Source organism: Sphingobium yanoikuyae (assembly GCF_013001025.1).
GTDB classification, from domain to species: domain Bacteria; phylum Pseudomonadota; class Alphaproteobacteria; order Sphingomonadales; family Sphingomonadaceae; genus Sphingobium; species Sphingobium yanoikuyae_A.
In genome coordinates this window covers 444,319-461,964 of the sequence record NZ_CP053021.1, presented here as the reverse complement: position 1 = coordinate 461,964, position 17,646 = coordinate 444,319, and the positions used below count along the sequence as shown (strand labels likewise).

General features: G+C 65.0%; 17 protein-coding genes and 1 tRNA gene. 6 read left to right on the top strand and 12 right to left on the bottom strand.

Features of this window, described 5'->3' with window-relative positions; genetic code table 11:
* Positions 1-42: 42 nt before the first annotated feature.
* Positions 43-2,931, top strand: coding sequence for a CHAT domain-containing protein (locus HH800_RS02560; protein ID WP_169860100.1), 2,889 nt, complete (start codon positions 43-45; stop codon positions 2,929-2,931).
* On the opposite strand, the gene HH800_RS02555 is transcribed toward HH800_RS02560, so the two are convergent.
* Positions 2,912-3,925, bottom strand: a complete 1,014-nt coding sequence (locus HH800_RS02555; RefSeq protein ID WP_169860099.1) for a 2-hydroxyacid dehydrogenase — start codon at positions 3,923-3,925, stop codon at positions 2,912-2,914. The two genes, HH800_RS02560 and HH800_RS02555, sit on opposite strands and share 20 nt — an antisense overlap.
* A 153-nt stretch (positions 3,926-4,078) precedes the next feature.
* Between HH800_RS02555 and HH800_RS02550 the strand changes: the two genes are divergently transcribed.
* Together HH800_RS02550 and HH800_RS02545 are read left to right on the top strand one after the other, a co-directional pair.
* Positions 4,079-4,444: a Rap1a/Tai family immunity protein gene (locus tag HH800_RS02550; protein WP_017502598.1), complete on the top strand. Its 366-nt coding sequence runs from the start codon at positions 4,079-4,081 to the stop codon at positions 4,442-4,444.
* 127 nt (positions 4,445-4,571) lie between these two features.
* A complete protein-coding gene (locus HH800_RS02545) occupies positions 4,572-5,942 on the top strand; it encodes a class II 3-deoxy-7-phosphoheptulonate synthase (RefSeq protein WP_004208138.1) in 1,371 nt (456 codons plus the stop codon).
* 65 nt (positions 5,943-6,007) lie between these two features.
* On the opposite strand, the gene HH800_RS02540 is transcribed toward HH800_RS02545, so the two are convergent.
* Positions 6,008-7,336, bottom strand: coding sequence for a cytochrome P450 (locus HH800_RS02540; RefSeq protein WP_169863193.1), 1,329 nt, complete (start codon positions 7,334-7,336; stop codon positions 6,008-6,010).
* 139 nt (positions 7,337-7,475) lie between these two features.
* Between HH800_RS02540 and HH800_RS02535 the strand changes: the two genes are divergently transcribed.
* Positions 7,476-9,329 carry an acyltransferase family protein gene (locus HH800_RS02535; RefSeq protein ID WP_169860098.1) on the top strand — a complete coding sequence of 618 codons (1,854 nt, stop codon included), beginning with the start codon at positions 7,476-7,478 and terminating at the stop codon, positions 9,327-9,329.
* Between the two features lies 1 nt (position 9,330).
* On the opposite strand, the gene HH800_RS02530 is transcribed toward HH800_RS02535, so the two are convergent.
* Positions 9,331-10,227, bottom strand: coding sequence for an N-formylglutamate amidohydrolase (locus tag HH800_RS02530; protein ID WP_169860097.1), 897 nt, complete (start codon positions 10,225-10,227; stop codon positions 9,331-9,333).
* A 135-nt stretch (positions 10,228-10,362) separates the two neighbouring features.
* Between HH800_RS02530 and cpdR the strand changes: the two genes are divergently transcribed.
* Positions 10,363-10,740 carry a cell cycle two-component system response regulator CpdR gene (gene cpdR / locus HH800_RS02525; protein WP_004208143.1) on the top strand — a complete coding sequence of 126 codons (378 nt, stop codon included), beginning with the start codon at positions 10,363-10,365 and terminating at the stop codon, positions 10,738-10,740.
* On the opposite strand, the gene HH800_RS02520 is transcribed toward cpdR, so the two are convergent.
* Positions 10,733-12,073, bottom strand: coding sequence for a dicarboxylate/amino acid:cation symporter (locus tag HH800_RS02520; RefSeq protein WP_169860096.1), 1,341 nt, complete (start codon positions 12,071-12,073; stop codon positions 10,733-10,735). The genes cpdR and HH800_RS02520 overlap by 8 nt on opposite strands.
* Positions 12,074-12,216: 143 nt before the next feature.
* Between HH800_RS02520 and HH800_RS02515 the strand changes: the two genes are divergently transcribed.
* Positions 12,217-12,291 (top strand) — tRNA-Val (locus tag HH800_RS02515).
* A 39-nt stretch (positions 12,292-12,330) separates the two neighbouring features.
* Here HH800_RS02515 and HH800_RS02510 read toward each other — a convergent pair.
* The 8 genes from HH800_RS02510 to HH800_RS02475 all read right to left on the bottom strand — a co-directional run bounded on the left by HH800_RS02510 (position 12,331) and on the right by HH800_RS02475 (position 17,616).
* Positions 12,331-13,650, bottom strand: coding sequence for a hypothetical protein (locus HH800_RS02510; RefSeq protein ID WP_169860095.1), 1,320 nt, complete (start codon positions 13,648-13,650; stop codon positions 12,331-12,333).
* 254 nt (positions 13,651-13,904) lie between these two features.
* A complete protein-coding gene (locus HH800_RS02505; protein WP_169860094.1) occupies positions 13,905-14,345 on the bottom strand; it encodes a hypothetical protein in 441 nt (146 codons plus the stop codon).
* Positions 14,342-14,701: a hypothetical protein gene (locus HH800_RS02500; RefSeq protein WP_169860093.1), complete on the bottom strand. Its 360-nt coding sequence runs from the start codon at positions 14,699-14,701 to the stop codon at positions 14,342-14,344. The genes HH800_RS02505 and HH800_RS02500 overlap by 4 nt, the downstream gene beginning before the upstream one ends.
* A gap of 88 nt (positions 14,702-14,789) precedes the next feature.
* Positions 14,790-15,092, bottom strand: coding sequence for a hypothetical protein (locus tag HH800_RS02495; protein ID WP_169860092.1), 303 nt, complete (start codon positions 15,090-15,092; stop codon positions 14,790-14,792).
* Positions 15,089-15,376: a hypothetical protein gene (locus tag HH800_RS02490; protein ID WP_169860091.1), complete on the bottom strand. Its 288-nt coding sequence runs from the start codon at positions 15,374-15,376 to the stop codon at positions 15,089-15,091. Before HH800_RS02490 ends, HH800_RS02495 begins: the two co-directional genes overlap by 4 nt.
* Positions 15,373-15,540, bottom strand: coding sequence for a hypothetical protein (locus HH800_RS02485; RefSeq protein WP_169860090.1), 168 nt, complete (start codon positions 15,538-15,540; stop codon positions 15,373-15,375). Before HH800_RS02485 ends, HH800_RS02490 begins: the two co-directional genes overlap by 4 nt.
* Before the next feature lie 316 nt (positions 15,541-15,856).
* Positions 15,857-16,306, bottom strand: a complete 450-nt coding sequence (locus HH800_RS02480; RefSeq protein WP_169860089.1) for a hypothetical protein — start codon at positions 16,304-16,306, stop codon at positions 15,857-15,859.
* Positions 16,307-16,431: 125 nt separating this feature from the next.
* On the bottom strand, positions 16,432-17,616 hold the full coding sequence (locus HH800_RS02475) for a DUF6551 family protein (RefSeq protein ID WP_169860088.1): 1,185 nt from the start codon (positions 17,614-17,616) through the stop codon (positions 16,432-16,434).
* Between the last annotated feature and the right edge of the window lie 30 nt (positions 17,617-17,646).

Sequence of the window (17,646 nt, the reverse complement as noted above, 5' to 3'; positions counted from 1 at the left end):
TCGACCCAAGACGGTATCGGGTCGAGAAAAGTGGGGCGCATCATGCTGTTTTCCGCGCGCGCGGGCGCGTTTGTGCTGGCCTTGGCCGGCCCCGCGCTGCTGCCCGCTGCCGCCGCACCGCCGCCTGCCTTCCGCACCGACGATCCGCGCTATGCCCGGCTCTACGCGCTGGAGGACAAGGCCGACGCGCTGTTCGAGAGCGACGATTACGCCCTGTCCATGTCGCAGAAGACGCGCGACGCCTGGACAGCGCTCGAAACGGCGGCATCCCACAGCAAGGTGCAGGGCCAGGCCCATCCGCTGGCGGGCGTCGCGCTCATCAACCTGTCGTCGATGGACCAGATCGACGGCCGCAACCCCGACGCTCTCGCTCATGCGGACCGCGGCCTTGCCCTGCTGTCGCCCTTCCGCGACGCCTATCCGATCTACTGGATGCAGGGCCTGTCGATCAAAGGCTATGTCCAGGTCACGCTGAACCAGATCGGCGCCGGGGTCGAGACGCTGGCCGAAGCGAGCCGCTATATCGACGGCTATTTCGCCCGCACCGATCCCAAGGCGCTGGATGAATCGGCGATGATGCTGAAGTCCAACATCGCCTTTGCCCATGCCCAGGCGCTGTCCCGCCTTGGCCGCAACAGCGAGGCGGTCGAGGCACAGCGCCGCAGCATGGAGGCGCGGGTCGCCGCCAGCGGCCAGAACAGCGCGGACGCGGTCGGCGCCTATTATATGTATGCGCAGATGCTCTCGCGCGCGGATCGCGATGCCGAGGCGGAAATCTATGCCCGTCTGGCGGTGGATACCGCGACCGACCATGTCGATCGCAAGCATCCCAATTATGCCCGCGCGCTCGAAGCGCTCGGCCTGCTGCTCTCACGCACCGGGCGGCGCAACGAAAGCCTCGCCTATCTGGAACGATCGATCGCGATCAAGCGCGAGACCAGCGGCACGAAGAGCCTGGCCTTTGACTTCGCGCTGCAGAATCTCGGCAATCTGCTGCTGCCGCTGGAACGCTATGACGAGGCCGAACCGCTGTTCCTGGAGGCCGAGCGCGGCTTTCGCGACATCGAAGGTGACACCAGTCCGCAATCCGCCCGCGCGCTGGCCTTTGCCGGCGTCGCCGCCTTTGCCCAGGGACGCAGGAATGAAGCGATCGGCCGGCTGCAGACCGCACTGGCGCGTGGCCGCACCGGCAGCGCCGAGGATCGCGACATGGGGCAGCGCATCTATCCCTTTCTGATCCCCGCGCTGATCCAGGCCGGCCGGATGGACGAGGCGCGCGCTGCCGCCGCCGATTTCGACCGGGAAACCCGCCAGCTCGACAATCTGCCCGGCTTCGCCATCGCCAATGCCGGCATGCTGTCCGCCTGGGCCAATGGCGGCGACAGCGTCGATGCCGCCTGCCGGCTGATCGCGCTGCTGCGCACCAGTCTCAGCCTGCAGGAGGACGGCGCCCTGACCGAGGATCAGCGCGCCGCGCTAGACAGCGTGTTGGCGATCGCCACACAGGCGCGCGACGCCGGGCTGGCGATGGACGCCATGGCGCTGCTCGCCGGATCGGGCATCGTCCAGGCCAATCATCTGGTCGCGCAGCGGATGGTGGACGACCCCGCACTGGGCAACCGGGTCCGCGCGCTGCAGGACCGGACCCGCGCGCTACAGGCCGCCGACAGCCTGTTGCTGCAGGCGCTCGCCCGTGACGAAGGCGTTGCCGCCGCACGCGTCAGCCGTGCCGCGCTGGCCAAGCAGGTCGATGCCGACCGCACCGCCATCGCCCATGACTTCCCCCGATGGCTGGAGGCGCGTGGCGGCGCCCTGCCCGACCTGGCATCGCTGCGCGCCAATCTGGCGACGGACGAGGCGCTGCTGGCGGTGACGCCTGCCTTTGACGGCGTCTATATCCTGGCCGTCAGCCGCGAACGGACCGCCATCATCCGGGCGCAGGAGACGCGCGCCGATCTGGTCGGCCGGATCGCGCGCTTGCGCGCATCGCTGAGCGCCACCGGCTTCGACCAGGAAGGCGCCCATATCCTCTACACCCAGATCTTCACGCCCGATGTCCAAGCCGCGCTGGGCAAGGCGCCGCGCCTGCGGGTCGTGCCGACCGGTGCCTTTGCTGCCCTGCCCTTTGCCATGCTGCCGCAAAAGCCGGTGGAGCATATCGACCGGAACACACCCTGGCTGATCCGGCGCTATGCGCTGCGGATCGACAGCGGCTTCCGCCCCGTCGTGCCGCAAAAGCTGGCGGCGCAGGATGACCGGATGCTGGGCATCGGCGCGCCATTGCCCTTTTCGCAGGAGACGCAGGCGATCGCCCTCAAGCAGCGCGGCGGCGGCGCGGCCACGCTGGCGCAATTGCCGCCCCTGCCCGGATCGGCCGAAGAATTGCGATCGGTTGCGCGCTATTTCGGCCCCGATCACGCCCGGCTGCTGATCGGTGCGAACGCCAGCGAGGCGATCCTGCGCTCCAGCGATCTGCGCCCCTATTCGGTCATGCTGTTCGCCACCCACGGGCTGGTCGGCGGCCAGATGGAGGGACTGGACGAGCCGGCCCTGCTGCTGTCGCCCCCCGACACGGATTCCGGCAATGACGGGATACTGACGGCATCGGAAGTGGCGCAGATGCGGATCGGCGCCGACTGGGTGATCCTGTCGGCGTGCAACACCGCCGCCGGCAGCAGCGCCCAGGCCCAGACCTATTCCGGTCTGGCCCAGGCGTTCCGCTATGCCGGCGCCGGCGCCCTGCTGGTGTCGCACTGGCCGGTGCGGGACGATGCCGGCACCTTCATCACGGTCGAGACGGTCAAGGCCAACCGGCGCGGCGCCTATCGCGGGGTGGCGTTGCAACGGGCGATGCTGAAGCTGATCCGATCCGGCAAGCCGGACTCGGTGCAGCCCTATGTCTGGGCGCCGTTCATCCTCGTGGGGCAATAGCCGCTTGCGGATCGACCCGGTTGGCGAGCGGACGACCGGCGGCGAAATCGCTGATATTGGTCATCGTCGTTTCGGCGATGCTGGCCAGCGCCTCTTCGGTCAGGAATGCCTGATGCCCGGTGACCAGCACATTGGGGAAGGTCAGCAGTCGTTGGAACAGATCATCCTCGATAATCTCGTTGGACAGATCCTCGAAGAACAGGTCCGCCTCCTGCTCATAGACGTCGAGCGCGACACCGCCGATCTTGCGTGACTTGAGCCCCGCCACCAGCGCCTGCGTGTCGATCAGAGCACCGCGGCTGGTATTGACGATCACCAGTCCATCGCGCGCCCGGCCGATCGCGTCGGCATTGATGATATGGCGCGTATCCGGGGTGAGCGGGCAATGGAGCGAGACGATGTCGACCTGTTCCAGCAGGTCGCGTGGCGGCACATAGCGCACGCCCATCGCCAGCAGGTCTGGGTCTTCGATCACATCGCTTGCCAGCACCTCGCAGCCAAAGCCCAGCTTCAGCGTGCGGGCGACCAGCGCGCCGATCCGCCCGGTGCCGATCACGCCCGCCACCCGGCCATGGAGGTTGCGGCCGATCAGCCCGTCCAGCGCGAAATTATTTTCCCGCACCCGCGCCCAGGCGCGATGGATGCGTCGGTCGAGCGCCATCAGCAGCGCGACGGTGAATTCCGCAACCGCATGGGGCGAATAGGCCGGCACCCGCACCACCGTCAGCCCCAGGTCCGCCGCCGCGACCAGATCGACATTATTATAGCCGGCACAGCGCAGCGCGATCAGCCGCGTGCCGCCGGCCGCCAGCTTGGCCAGCACGGCCGCGTCCAGCCGGTCGTTGACGAACACGCAGATCGCCTCGAACCCTTCGCCCAGGCTCGCGGTGTCCGCGTCCAGACGGGGTTCCAGGAAATGCAGTTCATGTCCCTGATTGGCGGCCGACAGGAAATGCCGGTCATAGCCCTTGGTGCCGAAGATCGCGATGCGCATGGCGCCATAGTGCCCGCCCGCCCGCCATCGTCAAGCCGCGGCATATACTGAGCCAGTCCGTTTCACATGTCGGCCAGTCCGGTTGGACAGGCTATCGCAAAGACGGCACTTTGCGTCGCATCCTCAACGATCCGATATGAGTGCCCCGCCCCCATGTTTGCGCTTCTGCTGGCGATCGCCGCCGCGTCATCGAGCAAGGTTCCGCCGCCACCGCCCGCATCGGACGAAGGCGGCATCTACATGTTCGAGACCGGCACCAGCCTGCTCGCCAAATGCCGCAACAAGGCGCCGGAATATAAGCTCGCTTGCACCGCATATATCGCCGGGGCGACCGACGGCATCCGCAAGGAGATGTTCCTGGGCCGCGCCCGCACCGTCTGCTGGCCCAAGCGGATGGCGGCCGAGGATGTGAAAAGCACCGTCGTCGCCTATCTGGAGCGCTACCCCGACCAGCGCGGCGCGGCGGCGTCGGCGCTGGTCAGCATCGCCCTCAACGATCGCTATCCCTGCCAGAAATAAAGCCGCTCGATCAGTCTGATCGATAGTATCCTTGCGCAAAGAGGCGCCGCAACCGCTATAAACTTGCCCTGCCGGGCGGTTGCGCGTAGATGCGGCCCCTATTTTTTTGACGTGAAGGAGACTCGACGTGGCGGCGAAGTGGACGCCGGAAAGCTGGCGGGAGCATAAGGGCATCCAGATGCCCTTTTATCGGGACCAGGAGGCGCTTGCCTCGGTAGAGGCCCAGCTTGGCCAGTTTCCGCCCCTCGTCTTTGCGGGCGAGGCACGGAATCTGAAGGCCGATCTTGGCCGCGTCGCGAACGGCGAAGCCTTCCTGCTGCAGGGCGGCGACTGCGCCGAGAGCTTTGCCGAGTTCCATCCGAACAATATCCGCGACACGTTCCGCGTGCTGCTGCAGATGGCGGTCGTCCTGACCTTTGCCTCTAAGCTGCCGGTGGTGAAGGTCGGCCGCATGGCGGGCCAGTTCGCAAAGCCCCGCTCGGCCGATACCGAGACGATCGGCGGCGTGGAACTGCCCAGCTATCGCGGCGACAATGTCAACGACATCGCCTTCACCCCTGAAGCGCGCGAGCCCGATCCGCAGCGGATGATCCGCGCCTATAACCAGTCGGCAGCGACGCTGAACCTGGTGCGCGCCTTCTCGACCGGCGGCTATGCCAGCCTCGACCGGGTGCATGGCTGGATGCTCGATTTCATGGGGCGCAGCCCCTGGGCCGCGAAGTTCGAGGCGATGGCCGACCAGATCGGCCAGGCGCTCGACTTCATGCGTGCCTGTGGCCTGGACGCGGATAGCGTGCCCCAGCTTGGCGGCACCAGCTTCTACACCAGCCATGAGGCGCTGCTGCTGCCGTTCGAACAGGCGCTGACCCGTCAGGACAGCCTGACCGGCGACTGGTATGACACCTCGGCGCACATGCTGTGGATCGGCGACCGCACCCGCTTCGAAGGGTCGTCGCATGTCGAATATCTGCGTGGCATCGGCAACCCGATCGGCATGAAGTGCGGCCCCACCCTGGAGCCGGACGAATTGCTGCGCCTGCTCGACCTGTTGAACCCGAAGCGGGAAGCCGGGCGCATCACGCTCATCACCCGCTATGGCCATGACAAGATCGAGGCCGGCCTGCCCAAGCTGGTGCGCGCGGTGAAGCGCGAGGGCCATTCGGTGGTCTGGTCCTGCGACCCGATGCACGGCAATGTCATCAAGGCGGCCAATGGCTACAAGACGCGGCCGTTCGACCGCATCCTGGCCGAAGTGCGCGGCTTCTTTGCCGTGCATCGCGCCGAAGGGACGTTTGGCGGCGGCATCCATGCCGAAATGACCGGCCAGAATGTCACTGAATGCACCGGCGGTGCGATCGCGATCACCGACGAAGGCCTGGCCGATCGCTATCACACCCATTGCGACCCCCGCCTCAACGCGGCGCAGAGCCTGGAACTGGCTTTCCTGCTGGCAGAAATGCTGAACGAGGAACTGAAGGAACGCCGCGCCGCGGCCTGACAGAAAAGGAACCGGCCCCTCCGAACCGCAAGGAGGGGCCGGCCCAGCCGGCTTCTGCCCCCTGTTCAGCCGGGATCCGCGATCGGGTCGAACTCCAGATGCAGGTGCCGCAACGCCCGCAATATATAGGTGGGCTCATAGTCGAAGCGCAGCGCCTCACCCGCCCCATGATGAGCCGGCGACAGGCGGATATTGCCCATCCGCGCCAATAGCCGTTCGATGCTGACCGCTACCTCGCGCCGGGCGAGCGGCGCGCCGATGCAGGTATGCGCCCCCCGGCCAAAGGCCAGATGCTCCTTGGCACGCGGCCGATCCATGTCGAACTGCGCCGGATTGTCGAAACGGCGCGGATCGCGATTGGCCGCCATGTGCGACATCAGGATCGTCGTCCCCGCCTTGATCTCGACCCCGCCCAACTCCGTCGTCCGCGTGCAGATACGCCCCCCGCTCTTCACCGACCCGTCATAGCGCAGCACTTCCTCCAGGAAATTGGGGATACGCTTGGGGTCGGCACGCAACTGCGCCTGGATATCCGGCCGGATCGCGATGATGCGGAAGGCGTTGGCCAGCAGCCGGTTGGTCGTGTCCTGCCCCGCCCCGAACAGGAAGGCCGCCATCGCCGTCAGATCGACCAGGGTCGGGTTCGTCCCATCCGGGAACTTCGCCAGCGCCAGCGTCGTCAATATGTCCTTCCTCTCCGTGTCCGCGCCCAGCAGCCGGCGCACCGGCAGCACCGCCGGATGGTTGAGGAAGCGGCGCCAGGCGATGTAGCGGAACATATGCTTGCCAAGGCCGACCAGCGGATTGTGCTTCAGATCCTCGGGCGATCCGTCGATCTGGGCCGGCACCGCCCCTTCCAGCAGGACGCGGAAGGCCGCACGTCCCTTGGCCGGGATGCCCAGCAGGTCGGCGATCACCAGCGTCGCATAGGGGCCGCCATATTGGCGCACCAGATCGACCTTACCATCGACGGCAAATTCGTCGATCAGGCTGTCGGCGGTCGCATAGAGGGATGGCTCCAGCGCCTTCAAGCGGCTGGGGGTGAACAGGCTGCCGATCACCGACCGCAGCTTGGCATGGCGGGTGCCGCTTTCCGTCACGATCTGGTCGGCAAAGGCGATCTTGGGTCGCGCCGCCTCCAGTTCCGCCGCGATATCGTCGCCCTGCGGCGTGAAGGGCAGGTCCGTCATCGGCCCGGTCACGGAGTTGATGCTGGAAAAATGCTCGGTGTCGAGCATCACCTGCACCGTTTCCTCATAGCCCGTCACCGCCACCACATTGCGATGGGGCAGCCGCGTCACCGGCCCCTGGGCGCGCAGAAAGTCGAAATAGGCATGGGGATCATCAACCAGATCCACATCCTTGTAGAAGTCCGCCGTGGCGTAGTCGCGCATCATCCTCACCCATTTATGATATACATTGGATCATATCATCCGCCCTGCCGCTGTCAACGACGGCAAAATGGTAAAGCAAATCGCAGGGCTTTCGCGCTAGGACAGCGCCATGCATGGGTCGGCACCACAGGAAAGCAGCATGATCGGGGCGGGTCGTTATCGCCGCGACATTGACGGGCTGCGCGCCATCGCCATCCTGCCGGTGCTGCTCTTCCATGCCCATGTGCCAGGCTTTTCCGGCGGCTATGTCGGCGTCGACATCTTCTTCGTGATCTCCGGCTTCCTCATCACCGGCATCATCGCGCGCGAGGTGGATGAACAGCGCTTCTCGCTCGTCCATTTCTACGAACGCCGCTTCCGCCGGATCATGCCGGCGCTCAGCCTGATGGTCCTGACCGTGCTGGCGGCGGCCTGCTGGCTCTATCTGCCCGGCGATATCGAGGGCGTGCCGAAATCCGCGCTCGCCGCCACGCTGTTCGCCTCCAACCTCTGGTTCTTCACCGACACCGGCTATTTCGCCGGCGGCGCCGACGTGAAACCGCTGCTCCACAGCTGGTCGCTGGCGGTGGAGGAGCAATTCTACATCGGCTTCCCGATCCTGCTGATGCTGGTCGCACGCTTTGCCGCCCGCTGGCGCAGCCTGATCGTCGGCGCGATCGCTGCGCTGTCGCTGGCACTGGCGATCGCGCTTCAGCGCGACACCAGCGGCTTCACCTTCTACCTGCTGCCCACCCGCGCCTGGGAATTGTTCGCCGGAGCGCTGCTGGCGCTCGGCGCCATACCCGCCGCGCGCCCGCGTTGGCTGCGGGAGGCGCTTGCGTGGAGTGGCCTTCTATCTGTCGCCTTCGCTGTCATCTTCTACACCCGCGAGACCATCTTTCCCGGCATCACCGCCCTGCCCCCGGTGCTGGGCGCGGCGCTGCTGCTGCACAGCGCGCCGGGCACCAGCGTCGGGCGCCTGCTCAGCCTGCCCCCTTTCGTCGGCGTGGGTCTCATCTCCTACTCGCTCTATCTGTGGCACTGGCCGCTGATCGTCTTCACCGAATATGCGACCGATACGGCCCTGTCCGGATCGACGGCTATCGCGGTCGTAGCCGCCTCCTTCATCGCCGCCATCCTCTCCTGGCGTTTCGTCGAACGCCCCTTCCGCGATGCCCGCCGCATCCCCGCCCGGCGCATCTTCCAGTTCACCGGCGGCGCCATGGCGCTGCTCTGCCTCCTGTCGCTGGCCCTGCTGGCGATGGGCGGCTGGCCGCAGCGCTTTGCGCCGCAGGTGCTGCAACTCGCCGCCGGCCGCGCCGACATCAGCCCCGCGCGCAAGGCCTGCCACGACACGTTCGCGCGCGGTGCCCAGCCCTGCATTCTCGGTGCCAGGGTCCGGCCCGACGCCTTGCTCTGGGGCGACAGCCATGGCGTGGAAATGGCCTATGCCCTGTCGCTCAGGGCCAGAGCGGAAGGCCGCGCCCTGATCGAGCGGACCACGTCCAGTTGCCCGCCGGTACTGGGCTATGACGCGCCCAAGGATGCCCGCTGCGCTCGCGCCAACCAGGCCGCCTTTGCCGCCATCCGCGCAGATCCAGCCATCCGCCGCATCTATCTCGCCGCCTTCTGGGCCAATGGCGAATTTGACGATCCCGCCTTCGTCGCGAAACTCGACGCCACCATCCATGCGCTTCGCGCCGAAGGACGGCAGGTCATCCTGATCGGACCGGTCCCACCCCAGCCTTTCGACGTGCCACGCCATCTGGCCCATCTCGCCCGCGCCGGACAACTGGACCAGGCGCAGGGTGTGGACCGCGCTACGATCGAGGCCCGCACCCGCAATCTGCGCGCGCTGTTTGCCCGTTGGCAGGCACGGGGGGTGACGCTGATCGATCCGATGGCGCGGCTATGCGATGCCCGCCGCTGCGCCATCATCCATGATAGCAAGCCGCTCTATTTCGACTCCCATCATCTGAGTGTTGCCGGCGCGCGGCTGGTGATCGGCGAATAGGCTATTCCGCCGCCATCGCGTAGCTGCGCGGCAGTTCGTTCGCCAGCGCCTCGGCAATAGCCGCCACCACGCCCTGCATCCGCGTCAGCCCCGGCCCCGGCCGATCAAGCGTGACATCGAGATAGAGGGCACGGTTCACCTCCAGTTGCAACGCATGGAAACCGCGCTCCGGCCGGCCATGCCGCTCGATCAGATGATCGCCGGCATAGGGATGGTTCTGCGACGTCAGCACGCCATGTCCTGCCGCAACATCGGCCGCCAGCATCATCAGTCGTGTCGCGGCGCTGCGGCCGAAGCGATCACCCAGCACCAGCGCCGGGGCAGCCTGTCCGGCGGCCGGTGGCGGCAGCGGCGGCATCGAATGCAGGTCGATCAGGATGGCATGGCCATGCCGCTCCCGCGCGGCCGTCATCATCTGTGCCAGCCGGGCATGATAGGGCCGATGCACCGTCTCGATCCGCCGCCGCGCTTCCTCCCAGGGGATGGGGCGCTGCCACAATTCCAGGGCGCCGGGCAGGCGACGGGGAATGAGGCCCAGCCCGCCGCGCAATTTGGCGCTGCTCTGCAGCGGCTGATCGCGGGGCAGACCGATCACCATCACCGGATCCAGCTCCCGCTCATGCCGGTTGAGGTCGATCATCGCGCGCGGCGGGCGGGCGACCAGCACGCTATAGCCCCGCGCGACCAGCGGCCCCGCCAGCATGTCGGCCCAGCGATCTTCCAGCCGGCGCAGCACCTCCGGCCGCACCCGCGCCAGAGCCAGCAATTCAGGGGAATAGTCGCGCCCGGCATGGGGCACGGACACAATCAAAGGACCATTGGGAAGAGCAGGACCATGAAGATCATAGGCCGCCGTCGATTCGGTTGGCGGACACGTACCAAAATGATCCAACGCCATTCCTTTCACCGGCCGGGGAAAAATTTGGTCGGCTGGATAATCTTTAATCCTTGTCGCATATATCCAAACGGCTTGCCAGTCTGTGGGCAAGGCAAGGGGCGCCGCGGAAGACGGCTTACAGGAAATTTGGGGTCAATGGTTCGAATCCTGCTGGCGGAAGATGATGACAGCATGCGCGCCTATCTGGCGCGGGCGCTGGAAAAGTCGGGTTATGAGGTGGTGGCGGTCGCCACCGGCACCCAGGCCGTGCCGCATATCGAATCGGATCGGTTCGACCTGCTGCTGACCGATATCGTCATGCCCGAAATGGACGGCATCGAACTGGCGCAGCACACCGCCAATGTCGCGCCCCAGACCCGCATCATGTTCATCACCGGCTTTGCCGCCGTGACGCTCAAGGCCGGCAAGGCGGTACCGCAGGCGAAGGTGCTGTCAAAGCCCTTCCACCTGCGCGACCTGGTGCTGGAAGTCGAACGGATGTTCGGCAGCGAGACGCTGACCGGCCTTAGCTGAGCGCCTCGACCTCATCCGCGGCCTGCCCGAGCGGCGGCAGCGGCTTGCCCGCCATGGCCGCCGCGAAGCGCTCGCGATCCAGGCCCTTTTCCCAGACCGACACCACCACCGTCGCCACCGCATTGCCGACAAAGTTGGTGAGGCTGCGGCATTCGCTCATGAAGCGATCGACGCCCAGGATCAGGGTCATGCCCGCGACCGGCACCGACGGCACGATCGACAGGGTGGCGGCCAGGGTGATGAAGCCCGCGCCGGTCACGCCCGCTGCGCCCTTGGACGACAGCATCGCCACCAGCAGCAGCAATATCTGTTCCTCCAGGCTCAGATGCACGTTGGTCGCCTGCGCGATGAACAGCGCCGCCAGCGTCATGTAGATATTGGTGCCGTCGAGGTTGAAGCTGTAGCCGGTCGGCACGACCAGCCCGACCACCGACTTGCGGCACCCCGCCTGTTCCATCTTCTCGATCAGGCTGGGCAGCGCCGCTTCCGACGAGGATGTGCCCAGCACCAGCAGCAGTTCGGCGCGCAGATAGCGGATCAGGTGCAGGATGTTGAAGCCCGCGAACCAGGCGACCGTCCCCAGCACGACGAGCACGAACAGCAGCGAGGTGAGGTAGAAGGTCGCGACCAGCCCGGCGAGGTTGGCGAGCGTCCCGACGCCATATTTGGCGACGGTGAAGGCCATCGCGCCGAATGCACCAAAGGGCGCCGCCTTCATCAGGAAGGACACCAGCTTGAAGATGGCGAGGCTGGCCGATTCCAGCACCGTCATCAGCGGCTCGGCCTTTTCCCCGATCATGCTGAGCGCGATGCCGAACAGGATCGCGACGAACAGCACCTGCAGGATATTATGCCCATCGGCCACCGCCGACACCAGGGTCGCGGGAATGACGTTCAGCAGGAAGGCGACCAGCGTGCGGTCATGCGCCTGCTGCGCATAATCGGCGATCTTGCTGGCATCCAGGGTCGCCGGATCGATGTTGAGCCCGGCGCCTGGCTGAACGACATTGGCGATGATCAGGCCGACGATCAGCGCCAGGGTGGAGAAGGTCAGGAAATAGGCAAAGGCCTTGGCCGCGACCCGGCCGATCGCGCCCAGTTCCTTCATGCCGGCAATGCCGGTGACGATCGTCAGGAAGATGACCGGCGCGATGATCATCCGCACCAGCGCGATGAAGGCATCGCCCAGTGGCTTCATCGCTTCGCCCGTCGCCGGGAAATAATGGCCGAGCAGCACGCCCAGCGCGATCGCCACCAGCACCTGGAAATATAGATGGCGATAGAAGGGGAGCGGCCGAACCGGTTCCGTCGGCGTCGATGGCGTAGGCAACATGATGTTTTTGCGTCCCCCCTTATTTGCACCGCAGCATATGGCCTCCCCACCCCCTGTCCAGCGGGTTGGAAAAGTTTCTACAAAAAAGTGTCATTTAGCGCTTGCGCGAGTCACCGACCGCCGTTATTGGCCCCCTCCACGGCGGGCGTGTAGCTCAGTGGTAGAGCACTGTGTTGACATCGCAGGGGTCGCAAGTTCAATCCTTGCCACGCCCACCATGGAAAAGCCCGGTAGGTCAACGACTTGCCGGGCTTTTTCTATGCCCTCAGCACAGTGACATTGTCATGCTCTCGGGTGAGTTTCGGGTGAAGTGCCGGCCCGACCTTCCTGGTCAACTCTGCAATCACGTCGTCAATCCCGTCTCGTATGGTGCTGAGATAATCAGGGTCGAATATCGCGTACCGGCTGGATGTTTTGCCCAACGGCCTATGGCCGAGCGCTATCTCCAGTTCGATCAGATCAACCCGCCGGTTCGCGAGGATGGTCGCCATGCTGTGGCGGATCAGCTTCGGTCCCCAGCCGTCGGGGATGCCCAGCTTCTCGCGGGCGCCGAGCCACCCCTTCTTCACACTGGCGACACGGTACTGCTCAATCACATTGACATGCTGCTTCTCGTCAAAGCGGACGCGTTGGCCGCAGACCAGCCAATCATCGGACGCGCTAAGCCAGGAGTGCAGCAAGTCCACCACGGGCACGACGGGGCGCACCTTCTTGGTCTGGAGCCTCCCCTCAGGGTTAAGCGCAAAGCGCCGCTCATCCTGCATCCACTGCCCCCGCTCTCGCGCGACGCCCATATCGAGGATGGCATCTGGCCGCGCGAGCGTCGTGATTGCGCCAATCAGATAGCGGCGCAGCGGGATCAGGCGATCGGCATGACCGCCATAGACCCCAGCACCATTGATCGAATAATCGAGCAGCTCGGCGATGGCATCAATCGATAGGCGATAGGTGCGCTGCGGCGTCACCTGATCGCGTGCCTTGTGCTTCAGCGGTGGGACGTAGCGCGTCCGCCGGGCGTTGAAGGCGTGGTTGAGCGCCGCCTTCAGCTGGATGATGCTCTCCTCGACCGTCGAGGCGCTGCGAGCGCGCGCCTTGCCATCGATCCAGTTGCCCTTCCCGTCCTTCTTGCGCGCGACGATCGGTTCCGCCTTCGCCCATTGGCGGAAGCGTTCCAGGAACCGGTCATCAAGGTGGTCGGGAATGAATGGGTCAACCAATCGACCGGCGTCCGCCTCGATGTCCATGAAGCGGCTCATGAGCTTCAGCCGGGATTTGATGGCCTCTGCACTGGTCTGCTTGCTGCCATGCTCCAACCAATAATCAGTCATGGCTTCAGCGACGGTGTAGACATCCTGCTCGCGCGATGTCGGGCGGTGGACGGCAAGATAATGGGCATCGAGCGCGTCGCACGCTATCCGAACGTCTGACGTGCCCGTGCTCTTGCGGCGCTGCCGGCCTCTTCCGGGGTCATACCAGAAGATATACCAGCTGCTTGAGTTGGGCTTCCCGCCGGCTCCGCGGTCGAGGTCGAGCCAGAACTCGCCCCGCTGATAGATGCCACCTTTTTCTGCCGCCATTGGGCCTGCTCCTTGAGGATGCGCGCTTTCTCTTCTGCCAGGCGGCCGACAAGGCCGATCTCGGCCAGGACGTCTAGCTGGGACGGAGAGAGCGTTATTCCCCGTCCGCACTGGAGCGCGCGCGATACTTTCCGGTCGAGGTCGATCACCGACTCATTGTGGTTTCGCTCAACTGCCATCGATTCCTCCATCGGCAGGCTGATCGCAAGCGTCGTTCGTGGTTAAAGAGGTGTCCCGTTTTGACTCGATCGCCATCATGCGCGAGCCTCCTTCGCGCTCGCCCGCCGGTCGCGCTTCCTGCGCGGCGGGATAGTCTTAATGGTCGCGGCATACTCCGCGAACAGGATGATTACCGAGCGGATCGACGATGCCAGCAACTCGCCTCCGAGCAAGGTCACCGTGGCCTGCCCGATCAGGAGGAAGAACCAGAACAGGCGAAACGCCCGGACGGTTATGACCGGCCAATCTGCGTAAACGGTAGCGTTAAGCAGCGTGATCACGACGAAAAACCACATGAACGCGACCCAGAGCCAATCGTCCCGCTCCAGGTAGACGGTTGCGTGGCAGGCGGCGAAGAACCACAGCGCCCGGTGCATCGCATATTGTGTCTGCCGGGTTAGTTGGCAGGCGAGGATGATCGGCGGGTGGAATAGCGTCTTGCCTAGCCAGGCATCGAGGCGGGAGAGAATGGTCATATCGGCTCCCCCAAGTCCCACATGGGTTCCAGTTGCGCGGCCTCACAGGTCGCGGGCGTCAGCGCGCAAAGCTGGAAGACAGGGTGTGACCGGCCCATAATGCCCAGTCGGATCGCTCCGCCAGCATTCAGCGCCGCCAGATCCTCCGGCGTCGGCTGGTAGACCGAATACATGAAGTTCATGCCTGAGAGCGTGTCGATCGCGTCGGCCACGAATATCGTGCCGACCGAGCCATCAAGCTCGGCGTTCCAGTTCTTGGGCGCGCCGATCGGGCGCGCGCCGGGGAAGTTGCAGGCCTTCACCGCTTGATCCTCGAAATTCGATCCGCCAGACCAGAAAGGCAGATACATATCCACGTGGAGCTTATGTATACGGCCTGCTCGGCCCCGCTGGTTCGGGTTGCAGCATATGCCAGTAGCAGCGAAGCGATGACTGATCGGATCATCAGATGGCCTCCGGTGCATCAGGCAGGTGCGCCAACCGCGCCGTGTCTTCCGGCGTGGCGGTCCGGACCCGCTGGACGCGAAAGATGCCGCCAGCGAGGGGGAAGCCTTCGGGCACCTGAAAGCGCACCGTCATGCTAGGGCAATGGGCATCATAGGCCATGCACTCGAAGGCATCGCTCTGCGCTTGCTCGATCGCGCCGATGATGTCGCGGATCAGCTTGTCAGGAACCGGCCTCATGCCGTAGCCCATGAGATGGGCCGCGATCTGGGCGCGGAGGCTTTCGTTCTCTGCGATCGTCATTGCTTCAGCGCCTTCCCGAGACTTTCCAGCTTCTCGATCATGTCGTCGGCATCCCAAGCCTCGTTGAAGTCGTCGGTGCCGAACCGGCCGGAGCGATGATATTGAAAGACGCACCGCGCCTCTTCCTCGATCAGATACAGGCGCTTCATCTCGGCTTCCTGATCGTCGGCCTGGCGGCGCAAGTCATCGACCAGTTCGATCAACGACTGAGCGATAGCGGGAATAGTCCCGGCGGCCTGCGCCTTGGCGATCTCAATCGCGGCGTCGTGTTCGTGCGGGGTCATGGCGTCGGCTCCTTCCGCTTGAAGGGCAGCACGTTGCCGTCGTCCGCCTCGATCACGGGCAGGCCAATCTTGTCTGCCCATGCTGCTGCCCGTTGCCGCGCTTCGCCCAGGCTGCATGCCAGATCAGGCTCCCGCGATCGGTCGGCTTCCCCGTCGGGCTTCACGACCTCGATGATGTGGGTTAGCCATGGTATCTGTTCAGACCAAGCTGACAAGATGCGGATTTGGCCCTCCGCCTTCCGCCATCCGGTCGGTGCCGGCTGGGGATCTGGCAAGGGAACCCAGACAGTCGGGGCGACGCCATATCCTTCTTCGTCACACCAGCCACCATCGCAGCGCGTGGCGAGCGCCCATGGCGGCGATTTCTCGCTCCGTCCTGGCATGTAGGCCAGCACCCATCCATAGCGAGATCGCCAGAGAAATGCTCGCGCAGGACCGAGAGCGCCGCAGCGAAGTCGGGATCGATGTCGTGCGTCTTGCTCATTGCTGCGTCGCTCCCACACCAATGGCTTGCGCAATGTCGGCGCGGATTATCGCGCACATCCCATCGAATGCGCTCATCGTGTCGCCTGACATGTTTGCGACCATGGTTATTGCTGCAGCCTTCCAAAGCGCGGCCGCACCCTCGATCGCCGCGAAACTCCGGTCTGCCGCTTCGGTTGCCAGCCATATCGACAGCGCATCGGTTTCGTCGTCGGTCATTTCCTCCTTGGGCTTCAGTTCGCCCTTGGCAATGATCGCCGCCATCGCTTCATTCTTTCGGCTGAGCACCTCTGCGCGATAGCCCTGAATGATGATGTGTATATAGATCGCCGGCAAGGTGACGAATGGCGAGAGGTCATCATCCGCCTTCGCCTCATCGACCCTCATGATATCGGCGATCGGCGGCAATAGGCTCGCAACATAGTCCGCCACATCGACGGCGTTCATGGTCCTATGGTCAGTCATCGCGATCCTCAATCAAACAAGGGTAATCAGGGCGGCCGGTCTGGCAGGACAGGCAGTCGCAGGGCGGCATCGTCCGAATTTCGGACGATGGACTTGGCGGCGCAGGCTCATTCTGCATCGGCCACCTCCGGCTCTTCCTCGTAGGCCATCAGCAGCACCTGGCGCAGTTGCGCGGCGCGCTCATCGCCTCCCGACTTGGTCTCGTTCAGGAAGCTGGCCCACTCGCGCTGGTTGCGCCGCAGGAGCGCCCGGAACATGCGGTCAGGGTCGAAACCGTCGGGCGGGCTGATCGCGAGCTTGGTCAGCGCCGTGAACATGCTGGCGCCGGCATTCAGCACCTCGTCCGGCCACGCCTCCTGCATCGTGCGCAGAGCGTCGGCGCAGACATTGGCGCCATGCTTGCGCAGCACCTTGGCAATCGCGCTGGTAAAGGCGACCTCGCCCGGCACCCAGCTTTGCGAGCCGGTCTTGCGCGAGACGGTGAACCCCGCTTCAGTGATCAGGCGGGTGATCTCGATCGCCTCACTGTCGCCGCTGGCGATGGCGGCATGGAAGTCGTCCAGCCGGTTCATCGGCTTGCGCGCCCGGTTCATGGCGACGAACATGGCGGCTTCATCCGCGACGCTGCCATAAATGCCGACGACACAGGGCAGAAACGGGATGTCGCCGCGCAGGAGTGCCGCCGCCAGCCGGTGCTGGCCGTCGATAACCCAGAGCGAGCCGTCATCGCGCTTCGACACGACCAGGGGCAGGCACATGCGCCAGTCCCAGCCGTTCGCGATCTTGCGGATCAGCGCTTGGCTGGCGCCGTTGTCGGTCGAGCGCTGGTAGCTGTCATCAAGGCGCAGTTCGGACGGGTGCCGGTTCTCGACTGACGGCGGATTGCCAGTGGCGGCTGGCCACTTTTTCGGTGCGGCAACCGGCCGGGTGTAAACGGCGGATTTCTGCGGCTTGGCAGCGGTTTTAACAGCCGGAGGCGGCAGGGTGATTCCACTGAGTTCCTTCGAGCGCGCCACCGTGTCGCAAACCGCAGTTTTCTGCGGGTTTGAGGCCGAGTTCCTTGCCTGAATCCTCGCGCTGATCTCGTCGCTGTCATCGAACCTATCTGCAAAGGTCGTGATCGCGCGTCCGCGGCCCTGCCGATTGATCTGGATCCGGCGAGCGTCTGACAGGTCGGCAAGGATTTCCAGTACGCGCTTCTCGCTGGGCAGGTCAGCCTGCACTTTGATCTGCAGGTCCGTCGGACCGGCGACCGTCCCTTTCGACTTCTCGGCATGCCGGAGGTAGGCCATGACCCGCTCATGCTCTGGGGAGTAAGCGCG